The organism is Vibrio sp. OPT46 (genome assembly GCF_015163535.1).
Lineage (GTDB): Bacteria > Pseudomonadota > Gammaproteobacteria > Enterobacterales > Vibrionaceae > Vibrio > Vibrio alginolyticus.
In genome coordinates this window covers 20,692-34,647 of sequence record NZ_JADDYG010000867.1, presented here as the reverse complement: position 1 = coordinate 34,647, position 13,956 = coordinate 20,692, and the positions used below count along the sequence as shown (strand labels likewise).

General features: G+C 47.0%; 10 protein-coding genes. 2 read left to right on the top strand and 8 right to left on the bottom strand.

Features of this window, described 5'->3' with window-relative positions; genetic code table 11:
- The coding region (locus IQR33_RS30865; RefSeq protein ID WP_228014234.1) for a PAS-domain containing protein at nt 1-2,880 on the top strand (2,880 nt) is incomplete at its 5' end.
- 91 nt (nt 2,881-2,971) lie between these two features.
- On the opposite strand, the gene IQR33_RS30860 is transcribed toward IQR33_RS30865, so the two are convergent.
- From IQR33_RS30860 to IQR33_RS30840, 5 genes are all read right to left on the bottom strand, one after another.
- Nucleotides 2,972-4,357: a class II fumarate hydratase gene (locus tag IQR33_RS30860; protein ID WP_005386369.1), complete on the bottom strand. Its 1,386-nt coding sequence runs from the start codon at nt 4,355-4,357 to the stop codon at nt 2,972-2,974.
- 17 nt (nt 4,358-4,374) lie between these two features.
- Complete coding sequence (locus tag IQR33_RS30855) at nt 4,375-4,752, bottom strand: hypothetical protein (RefSeq protein ID WP_005382370.1); 378 nt, start codon at nt 4,750-4,752, stop codon at nt 4,375-4,377.
- A 199-nt stretch (nt 4,753-4,951) separates the two neighbouring features.
- Nucleotides 4,952-5,434, bottom strand: coding sequence for a hypothetical protein (locus tag IQR33_RS30850; protein ID WP_193837582.1), 483 nt, complete (start codon nt 5,432-5,434; stop codon nt 4,952-4,954).
- Between the two features lie 108 nt (nt 5,435-5,542).
- Complete coding sequence (locus IQR33_RS30845; RefSeq protein WP_005382372.1) at nt 5,543-7,270, bottom strand: sodium:solute symporter family protein; 1,728 nt, start codon at nt 7,268-7,270, stop codon at nt 5,543-5,545.
- A 12-nt stretch (nt 7,271-7,282) separates the two neighbouring features.
- Nucleotides 7,283-7,546: a DUF4212 domain-containing protein gene (locus IQR33_RS30840; RefSeq protein WP_005382373.1), complete on the bottom strand. Its 264-nt coding sequence runs from the start codon at nt 7,544-7,546 to the stop codon at nt 7,283-7,285.
- 520 nt (nt 7,547-8,066) lie between these two features.
- Between IQR33_RS30840 and IQR33_RS30835 the strand changes: the two genes are divergently transcribed.
- Nucleotides 8,067-9,818, top strand: coding sequence for a potassium/proton antiporter (locus tag IQR33_RS30835; RefSeq protein WP_005382374.1), 1,752 nt, complete (start codon nt 8,067-8,069; stop codon nt 9,816-9,818).
- On the opposite strand, the gene IQR33_RS30830 is transcribed toward IQR33_RS30835, so the two are convergent.
- From IQR33_RS30830 to IQR33_RS30820, 3 genes are all read right to left on the bottom strand, one after another.
- Nucleotides 9,815-10,444, bottom strand: a complete 630-nt coding sequence (locus IQR33_RS30830; RefSeq protein WP_005382375.1) for a response regulator — start codon at nt 10,442-10,444, stop codon at nt 9,815-9,817. The genes IQR33_RS30835 and IQR33_RS30830 overlap by 4 nt on opposite strands.
- 194 nt (nt 10,445-10,638) lie before the next feature.
- Entirely contained in the window at nt 10,639-12,471 is a 1,833-nt protein-coding gene (locus tag IQR33_RS30825) for a protein-disulfide reductase DsbD (RefSeq protein WP_193837583.1), read from the bottom strand.
- Nucleotides 12,472-12,632: 161 nt separating this feature from the next.
- Nucleotides 12,633-13,940 carry an anaerobic C4-dicarboxylate transporter gene (locus IQR33_RS30820; RefSeq protein WP_005382378.1) on the bottom strand — a complete coding sequence of 436 codons (1,308 nt, stop codon included), beginning with the start codon at nt 13,938-13,940 and terminating at the stop codon, nt 12,633-12,635.
- Between the last annotated feature and the right edge of the window lie 16 nt (nt 13,941-13,956).

Below are 13,956 nucleotides of genomic sequence, written 5' to 3'. Positions count from 1 at the left end.
CGTGGGATGATGATGGCAATTGCCTTCGAATCCATTATCAAACTGCTGGCTTTTTTAGTGGTTGGTGTTTTCATTGTTTGGTTGGCGATGAACACCGAGAATTTGAGCTTAATTGATGTTGCCGCACAGACGTATCAGTCACCAAATATCCCGACTATATTGATTCATACTGTACTCACGATGCTGGCGATCGTTTGCCTTCCGCGACAATTCCATACGATGGTTGTGGAAAATGAACGTGCTCAAGATTTGCACGTGGCTCGTTGGTTGTTCCCCATTTATCTGATCTTAATGGGGATTTTTGTTTTACCTATTGCGTGGGTAGGGCAAGGTCTCTTGAGTGGCGCTTCGCCTGATACTTATGTCATCAGTGTGCCGATGTCGGTAGGGGCGAGTGAAATCGCCTTACTTGCGTTTCTAGGCGGTACTTCAGCGGCAAGTGGCATGGTTATCGTATCGACGATTGCCTTAGCGATCATGGTCTCGAATGACTTGGTTATGCCATTGCTATTGCGTCGCATGCGACTGACGCAGCGTAACCATCAGCATTTTTCTGAATTATTACTGCGGATCCGCCGTGGTTTGATATTAGTTTTGTTGATTGGCGCGTGGTGTTTCTATCAAGCGTTGGACACTATTCATTCACTGTCTGCTATCGGCTTTCTCTCGTTCGCGGCTATCACGCAATTCGCTCCTGCGCTGGTTGGCGGTATGTATTGGCGTCAAGGGAATAAGAAAGGTGTGTATGTTGGCCTCGCGGTGGGTTTTGCTACCTGGTTGATTACGTTAATGAGCCAAACAGACATGCTTGCCGGAGACGCCAGTAATAACTTCCTGATCTGGTTGATTACGCCACCAGAGGTATTGGCTAGTTTTGATATCGCGATTTCAGATTGGGGGATGATCCTCAGTGTGGTCGCTAATGCAGTGTGTTTTGTTGTGGTTTCTATGGCTACCCGACCAAGCCTAAGTGAGCGCTTACAATCGGCATCATTCGTTGGTACACCGCTGCCTGAAAGCGAAAATATGAGTCTGTACCAGAGCCGCGTTACGGTTGCAGAACTGGAAATGCTAGCGTCTAGATTTGTAGGACGAACGCGAGTTAAAGCGGCGTTTCAAGCCTACTGGAGCCAGCAACGAGAAGAGTTGATGCCGAATCAACAAGCGCCATCTTCTCTGATTCGGCATACGGAGCGTGTGCTAGCAGGGGTATTTGGAGCATCTTCTGCTAAGTTAGTACTTACTTCCGCTCTGCAAGGAAGAAACATGCAGCTTGAAGAGGTGGCGACTATCGTCGATGAAGCCTCTGAACTGTACGATTTTAGTCGGGGTTTACTCCAAGGCGCGATTGAGCATATTGGACAAGGTATTGCGGTCGTCGATAAGCAACTACGCTTGGTAGCGTGGAACCAACGCTATTTAGAACTCTTTGAATTTCCGCCAGGCCTGATTCAAGTAGGTCGACCGATTGCGGATGTGATTCGGCACAATGCAGAGCAGGGGTTGTGTGGCCCTGGTGACCCTGATGACCACGTTCGTCGCCGTGTTTATCACCTTGAGCAAGGGACTCGGCACACCTCTTCTCGGGTTCGTCCCGATGGTCGCGTGATAGAGGTGCAAGGTAACCCAATGCCAGGTGGTGGCTTTGTGATGAGCTTTACCGACATCACCGTATTCCGTGATGCAGAGCAAGCACTGAAAGACGCCAACGAGACATTGGAAGAAAGGGTACGTCTGCGGACTCGAGAATTAGAACAACTCAACAAGCAGCTGGTGGAAGCGACGCAGCGCTCTGATTTGGAATCGAAGTCCAAATCACGGTTCTTGGCGGCAGTAAGCCATGACTTGATGCAACCGCTCAACGCGGCGCGTCTATTCGCATCTTCACTATCGGAAGTCGCCAAAGACAGCGAAGCCAAAAAGCTGTCAGCACACATTGAAAGTGCTTTAGAGGCTGCCGAAGACTTAATTGGAGATTTGCTGGATATCTCGCGTTTGGAATCGGGCAAGTTGGAAGTCAACGTGCATGGCTTTGCGTTAAATGATGTGTTATCGAATTTGAATGCTGAGTTTAGTGCGTTAGCCAAACAGCAAGGTATAGAGTTCACCATGATTCCGTCCTCACTCATGGTTAAGTCGGATCCCAAACTGCTGCGCCGTGTGGTGCAAAACTTCCTGACCAATGCGTTTCGTTATAACCCGAATGGCAAAGTCGCACTTGGTGTTCGCCGCGTGAAAGGGCGAGTGCGTATTGATGTATGGGATAATGGAGTGGGGATTGAAGAAGAGAAGCAGCAAGAGATTTTTGAAGAGTTTAATCGCGGAACTCAAGTTCGTTCCGACCAAGGTCTCGGACTTGGTTTGGCGATTTCGAAAGGAATTGCTCAGGTACTTGGGCATGAAATTTCGATGCGCTCTTGGGTTGGAAAAGGCAGTGTTTTTTCCATCACCCTAGATAAAGCTGATCATGTTCAGCCTCATCCAGTTCACGTGGCAATGAGTAAGCAATCTGAACTTGGTCATCTGAGAATCCTATGTGTCGATAATGAGCCTGACATTCTAGTCGGCATGGAAAACTTACTTTCCCGATGGGGCTGCGATACACGAGTTGCGATTGATTTAGTTGAAAGTCTACAAGCGCTTGAGGATGGTTGGATTCCGGATGTAATTTTCTCCGATTACCGACTTGATGATGGTCGTACTGGTTTAGAAGTGCTACAGCAATGCCGCCTGAGATTAGGCCACAGCTTTGAAGGCGTCATCATCAGTGCAGATCGTACCGATGATATGCTTGATGGCATCAAAGCAAATGGGTTCAGCTTTATTGCTAAGCCAGTTAAGCCGCTTAAGCTGCGTTCGGTGCTCAATCGAGTTGCTTAGGATTGGAGTGTTTGAAAAATCGCTATAAAAAGAGACCTCCGAATGGAGGTCTCGATGTTTGTAATCTTAGTTGATAGGCTGAGTTTGCCGCTTATTCTGCGACGCCGCCTTGAGTCAGTTTGGCTGGATTAAGCAATCGCTCTAGTGTGGCTCTATCCAAATCAGTTTCTTCTTCCGCGACATCAATAATCGCGCGTCCCTGTTTGTAGGCTTTTTTCGCGACTTCTGCCGCTTTTAGGTAACCAATGACAGGGTTGAGAGCCGTGACCAAAATAGGGTTTTTGGCGAGTGCTACATCCAAGTTATCTTGGCGAACTTCAAACGTCGCAATGGCTTTGTCAGCTAAAGCGGTTGCGCTGTTAGAGAGTAACTCGATGCTCTCCAATACGTTATGAGCAATAACTGGCAGCATGACGTTAAGCTGGAAGTTGCCCGCTTGGCCTGCGACGGTAATGGTGGTGTCATTACCAATGACTTGCGCTGATGCCATAGCTGCGGCTTCTGGGATCACAGGATTTACTTTGCCAGGCATGATGGAAGAACCCGGTTGCAAGCCTTGTAATTCAATCTCACCTAAACCAGCTAATGGGCCTGAATTCATCCAACGAAGATCATTTGCGATCTTCATGATCGCAACTGCTGCTGTTTTGAGCTGTCCCGACAGAGCGACGATCGCATCTTGACTGCTTAAATTGAAAAAGAAGTTATCACTGGCCGTGAACTGAATACGAGTTGACTGGGTTAGGTTGCTAGCGAATAAGTCTGCAAAGCGTGGATCGGCATTGATCCCCGTTCCAACCGCCGTACCACCTTGGGCTAAGGCTTTTACAGCAGGAAGTGTTTGTTCAATCGCTTGTTTTGCATGCTCGATTTGGAACTGCCAACCGCCAAGTTCTTGAGCAAAGGTAATTGGCATCGCATCCATTAAGTGGGTGCGACCGGTTTTTACAACATCTTTCAATGCTTGTTGCTTAGACTCTAGTGTTTGGCTTAGGTGTGACAGGGCCGGGAAGAGCTGTTTTTCAATGGCTAATGCTGCGCTAACTTGAATGGCCGTCGGTACCACATCGTTGCTGCTTTGTCCCATGTTGACGTGATCATTAGGGCTGACAGTGCCGCCTAGATGCTGGGAGGCCAGTGTTGCAATCACTTCATTCGCATTCATATTTGAGCTAGTGCCTGATCCCGTTTGGAACACGTCAATTGGGAATTGCTCAATATGATTGCCTTCGATAATTGCTTGAGCTGCGTCAGCAATCGCGTTGGCAATATCTCCTTCAAGCAGCCCTAGCTGTGCGTTGGTGAGTGCCGCAGTCTGCTTGATGTGTGCTAACGCTTTGATAAAACCAGATGGCATTTTATGTTGACTGAATGAGAAGTTATCGACGGCGCGTTGAGTCTGGGCTTGGTAGAGAGCATCTGCAGGGACCGTTACTTCGCCCATACTGTCAGTTTCTATGCGGAATTCGGTGCTCATGGTAGGGATCCTTTTGGTTAATCGAGTGAGATTTGAATCAGGCGTAATTGTTGTTGTAGTGCGAGAAATTTCACGTCGCCTTGTTCAAACTGGTAGTAATAGCGTTTGAGGCAGAATAATGGCGTATGGATAGAATCGAGACAGACACGACGGAAGATACGACTGCGAGTTGAGTCTTGAATTGCGTCTAGTAAATGGAAATAAACCTGACGTAAAAACAGCTCACACAACAATAGATTTTCTTCATCGGCATCGTGTTCATAACAAGAAGACAACACCATTCCCCAATGAATATAGTCATGAATCACGTCTGGCTCAAAGCCATGTGGTGCGGCGAGAAGGAATCTATCTTGGGCTTTAAAAAATGCGTTAAAGATGTCCCGTTTGTTGTCCATAACCACCTCTCATTAAATGTAATGATAATTATTATCAATTAACTTGTGAGTTGGCAACCCTTTTTAGAGTAAGAGGTTGTTGAAGAAAGACTTACTGAAACAAAAGCCGACGCAAAGGCGTCGGCTGAGTAGGAATTCATTTATGCTGAGTGAAACTAAGTCACTGTCGTTTGAATACCGGTGAATTAGCTTGTCACCGTTATTCAGTAAATAAGGTTTCGTACTTCACAAATGCGGTTTGTGTTTCACCATAATACAGTGTACCGCCTGATTGAATGACGACTCTTAACCAGCTTTCTGCAGATGCAGGCTTTGGTAAGGTGATGTACCAGCTTTGGCCTGCTTGATCGGCGGGCTTCATATTAATCGGTTGAGCGTTTTTCTCTTTGTCACTCACAATAGAAACTTTAACACCTTCGAGTGGGTAAGCGGCGTTGAGTGATAATTCTAAGTTATTTTTAGTGAGTTTTTCCGAGCGAAATTTCACTTTAAAATCGCCATTTTCCATATCACACAGACCACTGGTGTAACGACAATTAGACTTACTCGCGAGTTTGTAAGTTTCCCCTTCTTGTGCCGCGTGGGGCTTCTCGCTGAGGGCCATATCGGTACCGAAGTAAGCGATCAAAGAGAGAACTGGCGCAATCAGTAGAGCGAGAATAAAGTGCTTGTTTTTGAACATCTTGGCTTCCTTGCAACGACATACTGCGAATATGGTAACTGAAAAGTGAGAATAAAAAAGCCCCGGACGGCTGGTTCCAAACGGGGCTTTTGTGGTTTTGATTAGTTTTTAGTGATCCACTGCACTACCAGCACCTACTGGCACGCGAACGTGTTCGACTAGGTCTTTTACTTCTTGTGGCGTTTCTGCTGTTACTTTGGAGACAGCGAATGCGACGATGAAGTTAAATAGTGCGCCAATAGCACCAAACGCGTTTGGCTCAATACCCAGGAACCAGTTTGTTCCCCAGCTTTCTAGATATTTCCAATCAGCAACGAAAAGGATGCCTTTGTGTTGGAATACGTAGAACAGCGTAATACTGATACCCGCAATCATACCGGCGATTGCGCCTTCTTTGTTGATGCTCTTGCTGAAGATGCCCATCATCAATGCAGGGAAGATGGATGAAGCGGCAAGACCAAAGGCGAGTGCTACCGTACCTGCGGCAAATCCAGGCGGATTTAAACCGAGATAGCCTGCGGCTGCTATCGCTACTGCCATTGATATTCGACTAGCAAGTAGCTCTTTTTTCTCGGATATGTTCGGATTGATAACCCCTTTGATTAAGTCATGGGAAATAGCTGAAGAAATGGCGAGTAGTAAACCTGCTGCGGTAGATAGTGCAGCTGCAAGACCACCTGCTGCCACAAGTGCAATCACCCAGTTTGGTAGTTTAGCGATCTCTGGGTTAGCCAATACCATGATGTCGTTATCAACGCGCAGTTCGTTGGTGGACGCATCTGAAGTGTATTGGATATTGCCATCGCCATTTTTATCGTCAAAACCGAGTAGTCCAGTTGTTTCCCAGTTTTTGAACCACGCAGGACGCTCGTCATACGCTAGGTGCTGACCCGGAGCTGGATTTACCGTATTCATTAGGTTGAGGCGAGCCATCGCTGATACCGCTGGTGCAGTAGTGTAAAGGATTGCGATGAAGATCAGAGCCCAGCCTGCTGATGTACGTGCGTCGCGAACCTTCGGCACGGTAAAGAAACGGATAATTACGTGTGGTAGACCGGCAGTACCAATCATCAGTGACATGGTGTAGACAAACATATTAAGTGTGTCGCCACGTACTTGGGTCGTGTATTCACTGAATCCGAGTTCGGTCACCACTTGGTCAAGCCGATCGAGTAGATAGACATCGGTACCAGCCATGGTACTCCCTAGACCAATTTGTGGGATTGGGTTACCAGTGAGTTGCAGAGAGATAAAGATTGCAGGGATAGTGTAAGCAAGAATGAGTACGCAATATTGAGCAATCTGCGTGTAAGTGATGCCTTTCATGCCGCCAAGAACCGCGTACATGAAAACGATACACATACCAATTAATAGGCCAGTGGAGTAATCCACTTCTAAGAAGCGACCAAACGCAACGCCCACGCCTTTCATCTGACCGATAACATAAGTCACTGATGCGATGATAAGACAAACAACCGCTACGATACGTGCTGTGTTGGAGTAAAAGCGTTCACCAACAAACTCTGGCACCGTAAACTTACCAAATTTGCGTAGGTAAGGCGCTAGCAACAGCGCAAGCAGAACGTAGCCACCAGTCCAACCCATTAGAAATACTGAGCCGCCATAGCCCATGAAGGCAATTAAGCCTGCCATTGAGATAAAGGACGCTGCGGACATCCAATCGGCTGCGGTTGCCATACCGTTTGCAATCGGGTTTACACCGCCACCAGCAACATAAAACTCTTTGGTTGAGCCGGCGCGAGCCCAAATAGCAATCCCGATGTACAGGATGAACGTGGCGCCAACGACCAGGTAGGTAATAGTTTTCAAATCCATCTGAGTGACTCCTTATTCGTCCACGCCGAATTCACGGTCAATTTGGCGCATCTTCCATGCGTAATAGAAAATAATTCCTAGGAAGGCATAGATGGAGCCTTGTTGAGCAAACCAGAAACCGAGTTTGTAACCGCCTAGTTGAAATTGATTTAGTACGTCGACAAATAAAATGCCGCAGCCGAAAGACACGACGAACCAGATGACCATTAGGCCGATCATGAGCTTCACGTTTTTGTCCCAATAGGCTTTGGCTCTTTCTTCGCTTTCAAATGCCATTGCCGTCTCCTTACGATTGGTATTGTTGTTAATGAAATGTTTCAATATGTACATTAGCAAGGTGTTGGCAATAACTCTTTTCAACTTTAGTCGGGGTGTTAAAAATGAGGAACCTCCATACTATGGGCTTTTGCAGCGAATAAAGGGGTAAAATGTTATGTTAATAAACTGTTAAGTTAGCCAAAGGTCTAAAGGTTGATTGGATAAACAAGCATGATTAAGACTGGCCATTAATCTTTTCTTCATTGAATTTGGAGATGCTGTGTAAATATTGGTGGTGATCTTGTGGCTCTCAATGAGAGAAGGCGTAGATAAGAAAGCTCACAAGTAATTTATTTACATAAAGTTTTCGCATCAAATCACCGTTTTAACGCACAATAAAGTAATATAACTGAGTCATTCTCGTACAACCTCGCATTTTGAGACGGTGTAAAGGGGAGGCAGATTAGGGCATTACCTCATTAACGAAGTAGCCTTGCTCATCACAATTATTATCGTTTTTCATTAAGGGAGGGTGAGAATGGACGCAGACACCATTAACAGTTTTTTTCTAATAGGTGCGTTGTTAATCGCACTTAGCGTTCTTTTAAGCCCAGTGTCTTCTAAGTTGGGAATCCCAATTCTTTTGGTATTTTTAGCCGTTGGAATGCTAGCGGGGGAAGACGGCTTAGGCGGCATTTTATTCGATAACTTTTCGATCGCTTATTTGGTTAGTAACCTCGCATTAGCCATCATTTTGCTTGATGGTGGGATGAGAACGCGGGTCGCCAGCTTTAGGGTTGCGTTATGGCCCTCGGTCTCTTTGGCGACATTTGGCGTTGCGATCACCACCATTTTAACCGGGCTGATGGCAACGTGGTTATTCGACTTAGATTTATTGCAAGGCATATTGGTTGGTGCGATTGTTGGTTCCACCGATGCTGCCGCGGTCTTCTCTCTACTCAAAGGTCGTAGCCTGAACGAACGTGTTGGTTCAACGCTGGAAATTGAATCCGGCACCAATGACCCAATGGCGGTGTTTCTGACCGTAACTCTGATTGCTATTTTAGCGAACCCTGGCGCAGATTTAAGTGCGGGCTTTTTGGCGTTCAGTTTTCTTAAGCAGTTTGGTATTGGCGCGTTACTTGGCTTCGCTGGTGGCTGGATCTTATGGAAAGTTATCAATCGCAATCAATTACCAGATGGGCTGTATTCTATTTTAACGGTCAGTGGTGGCTTGCTTATTTTCGCTTTATCTAACACTTTGGGTGGCAGTGGTATTTTGTCGATTTACCTTGTTGGTCTTTTATTAGGTAACCGTCCAACACGCAGCCGCCACTCTATTCTTCATGTTTTAGATGGTATGACGTGGCTAGCTCAAATTGGTATGTTCTTGGTGCTTGGTTTGTTGGTTACGCCATCCAATTTACTCTCTATTGCGTTGCCAGGTCTTGCGCTTGCTTTCGGGATGATTTTGTTTGCCCGACCAATCTCAGTTTGGATTGGTTTACTGCCATTCAAGAGTTTCACGCCACGTGAAAAGTGGTTTGTCTCTTGGGTAGGACTGCGTGGTGCTGTACCTATCATCCTCGCGGTATTTCCGATGATGGCAGGGTTGCCAGATGCTCAACTGTACTTCAATTTGGCATTCTTTGTAGTAATGGTGTCTTTGATAGTACAAGGGGGCACGTTGACTAAGGCGATGTCTCTTGCAAAGGTCGAGCTACCTTCTAAGCCTGAGCCAATTTCGCGTACGGGTGTAGAGATTTACCCGACCAGTGAGTGGGAGCTGTTTATCTATAGACTTAAAGCAGATAAATGGTGCATTGGTGAGCCATTACGTAGTCTTTCGATGCCGGAAGGAACGCGTATCGCCGCTGTATTTCGCAGTAAAGAGCTATTGCACCCATCCGGCAGTACGCGTCTTGAGGAAGATGATACCTTGTGTGTATTAGCACAAGAAAAGGATTTAGATGCACTGAGCTTACTGTTTAGTGAAGCCCCAGAGAAAGCGTCGCTAGCGCGATTCTTCGGTGACTTCTTCCTCGATATTGAAGTGAAGCTTGCCGATATTGCCGTGATGTATGGTTTGAATCTGGGGGATGAACCGCTGGATAAAAGTTTGAGAAACCTTGTCGAAGAGCAATTAGGTAGCACGCCAGTATTGGGAGACCATTTCGAGTGGCAAGGTTTGCATTGGATCGTCGCTGATGTTGTTGATCAGCAGGTCACTAAAGTCGGTATCCGATTGCCAAACGAAAAAAGTAAGTCTGACGATAAGACGTCAATCTAGTCGCTCATTTCCGTCAGCATAATCACGGCTTGCGTGCGGTTCTTTACACCGAGCTTACGGAAAATCGCTGTCATGTGCGCTTTTATGGTGGCTTCTGAAACATTCAATTCGTAAGCGATTTGCTTGTTCAGCAAGCCATCGGACAACATTCCCAACACTTTATATTGCTGCGGTGTTAGCGCAGCAATCTTTTCCGCTAAGTCATTACATGCCGCGTTATTGGTGATCAACCCTTCAGGGAAGTATGGGTCGCCATTCAGCACTTGATTGAGCGCGTTCACTAATTCGCGCATGTCGCTGGACTTGGGAATAAAACCAAATGCACCATGGCTTTTCACCTGCGTCACGATCGCCGGCTCTTCACTCGCTGAAACGACGACGATAGGTAAATCTGGATGCTCTGCTCGCAAATGAATCAAGCCAGACATACCATTTGCTCCTGGCATTTTGAGATCCAATAGCACTAAATCTGGCTCTTCCTCTCGCTCCAACAAAGCCAGAAGTGCGTCGAGTGAGTCCGCTTCCAGCAAATTTGCACCACTAATAGCCATGTGGATAGATTGAAACAAGGCATTCCGGAAGAGTGGGTGATCATCTGCAATAATGATGGTGTAGGTCGAATCCATGACGTTAAACACTTTTGACTATTTCGTTAAATTTATTATTGTCCAGCTTTGAGAGAGTGGACAATATTTATTCGCTAAAAGTCTGAACCAAATCGACTTTTATTAGGAAAATTGCATATAAACGCAATGTTCTTATTCAAATCTGAGCAACAAAAAAAGCCAGTGGACATCACTGGCGTTTGAATATCTGGTTATCAGAACTGCTTGATATGCTCTAAGAAAGGCTCGGCTTGCATAAAGCCCGTCAAACGAGCGTTTGAAACGTGTTCACCACTGGCATCCCAAAACTCAATTGTTGGTAAACCAAGCACACTCATGTGCTTCAGTAGTTCGATGTCTTGCACTTGGTTTTTGGTCACGTCCGCTTGCAGAAGAACGAAGTCTTGCAGTTTGGCTTCGACGCTTGGGTCATGGAAGGTGTACTTTTCAAACTCTTTACATGCTACACACCAATCGGCGTAGAAATCGAGCATGACGGGTTTACCTGCCGCTTTCGCAAGTGCCAGTTGTTCTTCAAGATCCGCCACGTTAGCAATGCGAGTAAAGCTAACAGTGGCTTGCTGAGTTTGTGTTGTGCTGTTGCCAAACCAGTAATTTAAGATAGGTTGTGCTGAGGCTAGCAAACCTAAGACGGCGATTATGCCCACGGCACTTTGTTTCCAGCCACCAAACTCTAGACTGTTTTTGATGTGGTATAGCCAACCAAAAGCAGCAATACCCAGTGCTGACCACAGAATCGTTGACCACATTTCTGGCATGATGCGTTCTAGTAAGAAGATAGGTGCGGCAAGCAGAATAAAGCCGAAGAGTGTTTTCACTCGGTCCATCCAACCACCTGCTTTTGGTAGCAGTTTGTTGCCGAAGACCGCAACAAGAATCAGCGGAATACCCATGCCCATCGCCAGCGCGTATAACGCGATACCACCGGTAAGCAAATCGCCGCTTTGTGCCACGTAAAGTAGCGCACCAGACAGAGGTGCCGTGGTACATGGTGAGCACACCAGTCCAGAAATCGCCCCCATGGCGAATACGCCTGCACTGCTGCCGCCTTGCTGTTTGTTGCTGAGGTTGTTTAACCACGTTTGAACGTTGCTTGGTAGCTGTAATGAGTACAGACCAAACATAGACAAAGCGAGTGCGATGAACAGTACGCTCAAGCCAATCAGCACATAAGGGTGTTGCATTGCCGCTTGGAACTGCATACCTGCAGATGCCACCACAAGGCCGAGTAGGGTGTAAGTCAGTGCCATGCCTTGCACGTAGACGAATGACAAGCCTAGCGCGCGGCGTTGGCTTAGCTTGCCACTGCCAAGCACTATGCTGGTCAGAATTGGGTACATCGGCAGCACACAAGGTGTAAACGCCAAGCCCACACCAAGCGCCAAGAACAGAAGTGGTGTCCACCAGTTATCAGCAAGGTTGGCAGCAAGGCTATCTTGCTGTGTTACTGGCACTGATGATGTGTCACCAGACGTAGATGATTGCACCGCTGGTGGCGTTGCTGTTGGTGTCTGTTCTGCTTTTGATGTAGTTGTCGCCGTTGTTGAATCTGAGTTCGACGAAGTAAACGCGCTGATAGGAATCACGCGAGTTTCTGGCGGGTAACAGAAGCCTGCTTTCGCACAACCTTGGTATTGCACGACTACGCGCGCACCGTCTTGCCAATCATGCATTGGTACATTAACGAAGAGAGGTTGAGTATAGATATGCACGTCACCAAAGAATTCATCTTTATGCGGTGTGCCGTCTTCCATTTGCAGTTCGCCTAGCGATACTTTCTCACCAGCTACAGACAAGCGCTCTTGATATAGGTAGTACCCGTCACGTACCTGCCAATCGAGCATCAATTTGTCATCTTGCTGGTAGAAGTTAAATGGAAACGCCTGATCAACAGGAACAAAACTGTCGCTGCTGCTACCAAAACTGTTGTTCTGGCTACTGTTAAACTGGTCTTTGCCAAATAAAGCTAAAGACGGAGTGGAAAAGGTAATGAGCCCTAAGAGTAAAACGGGAAGTAATGCGCGCATAAAAGAGTCAATTCATCTTAGATAATTGCCGTTAGTGTAACTCAATCAGACCCGGAGGCGAGTCAATAAGTTTCATGAAAATGAAGATTTATTGAGCATAAATCAAGACAACAGGCAATAAAAAAGGGAGCCGAAGCTCCCCGAGTAAGACTCTGTTTCTACTAGATCAGTAGACCACCGAATGCGAAGCCAAGTGCTACCGCAGAAGCGATGGTTACCACACCAGGTACAAAGAATGGGTGGTTGAATACGTACTTACCGATACGAGTTGAACCCGTGTCGTCCATCTCAACCGCTGCTAGAAGCGTTGGGTAAGTTGGCAGCACGAATAGCGCACTTACTGCTGCGAAAGATGCAACTGCGGTAAGTGGTGCGACACCGATTGCTAGTGCTGCTGGCATCAGCGCAACAGTGGTTGCACCTTGTGAGTAAAGCAGCATTGAAGCGAAGAATAGAACAAGTGCTAGCATCCATGGGTAGTCTGCTAGTAGCGCACCAGCCACTTCTTTGATGCCGTCAACGTGCGCGTTAACGAACGTAGAACCTAGCCATGCCACACCAAGAACACACACACACGCTGTCATACCAGAGCGGAATGTTGCTGCGGCTGGGATTTTGCCAGCATCGATTTTACAGCTCATTACGATAGCTGCCGCAGCTGCTAGCATTACCGTCATGATAGCTTCGTTACGGCCTAGAGCAGGGTTCTCGATAAGACCCACAGAGCCAGAAATTGCTGCTGCGTAACACACGACAAATGCGATTGCGCCTAGGAAGATGAAGGTTGCTTTCTTCGCTGTTGGTAGGATTTCGCGTTTTGCTTCTGTATTTAGCTTGATTAAGCCTTTTTCTAGACGCTCTTGGTATTCAGCATCGTCTTTTAGCTCACAGCCCATGAAGTTCGCCACGAACGCACCGATCATGCACGCGATGAACGTCGTTGGGATACAGATTGCTAGTAGTGTTAGGTAGTCAACGCCAAATGGGTGCAGCATTGCCGCGAACGCTACAACAGCCGCTGAGATTGGTGATGCGGTGATAGCGATTTGCGATGCCACGACCGCGATAGACAGTGGACGAGAAGGGCGCACGCCTTGGCCTTTCGCTACTTCTGCAATCACTGGCAAAGTAGAGAATGCCGTGTGGCCAGTACCCGCCATTAATGTCATTAGGTAAGTTACGATAGGCGCATAAAAGGTGATGCGCTCAGGATGCTTGCGCAAAAAGTTTTCAGCAACTTGCACCATCCAGTCTAAACCACCCGCTACTTGCATTGCTGCGATAGCGGTGATTACAGACATGATGATCAAAATTACGTCAACGGGAATGTAAGCTTGGCTTGTTGGTACGCCCAAGATCAAAGACAACGCAATGACCCCAGCACCACCGGCAAAACCAATGCCGATACCACCGATTCTTGCCCCCAAATAGATGAAGAGCAGAACCACGAAGAGTTCGACCATGACCATATTGATACCTCTTTAG

Coding starts and splice junctions, on each gene's coding strand:
- IQR33_RS30850 (WP_193837582.1), bottom strand. CDS start 5,434: ATGTTCAAAAACAAGCACTTTATTCTCGCTCTACTGATTGCGCCAGTT.
- IQR33_RS30835 (WP_005382374.1), top strand. CDS start 8,067: ATGGACGCAGACACCATTAACAGTTTTTTTCTAATAGGTGCGTTGTTA.
- IQR33_RS30820 (WP_005382378.1), bottom strand. CDS start 13,940: ATGGTCATGGTCGAACTCTTCGTGGTTCTGCTCTTCATCTATTTGGGG.
- IQR33_RS30830 (WP_005382375.1), bottom strand. CDS start 10,444: ATGGATTCGACCTACACCATCATTATTGCAGATGATCACCCACTCTTC.
- IQR33_RS30840 (WP_005382373.1), bottom strand. CDS start 7,546: ATGGCATTTGAAAGCGAAGAAAGAGCCAAAGCCTATTGGGACAAAAAC.
- IQR33_RS30825 (WP_193837583.1), bottom strand. CDS start 12,471: ATGCGCGCATTACTTCCCGTTTTACTCTTAGGGCTCATTACCTTTTCC.
- IQR33_RS30845 (WP_005382372.1), bottom strand. CDS start 7,270: ATGGATTTGAAAACTATTACCTACCTGGTCGTTGGCGCCACGTTCATC.
- IQR33_RS30855 (WP_005382370.1), bottom strand. CDS start 4,752: ATGGACAACAAACGGGACATCTTTAACGCATTTTTTAAAGCCCAAGAT.
- IQR33_RS30860 (WP_005386369.1), bottom strand. CDS start 4,357: ATGAGCACCGAATTCCGCATAGAAACTGACAGTATGGGCGAAGTAACG.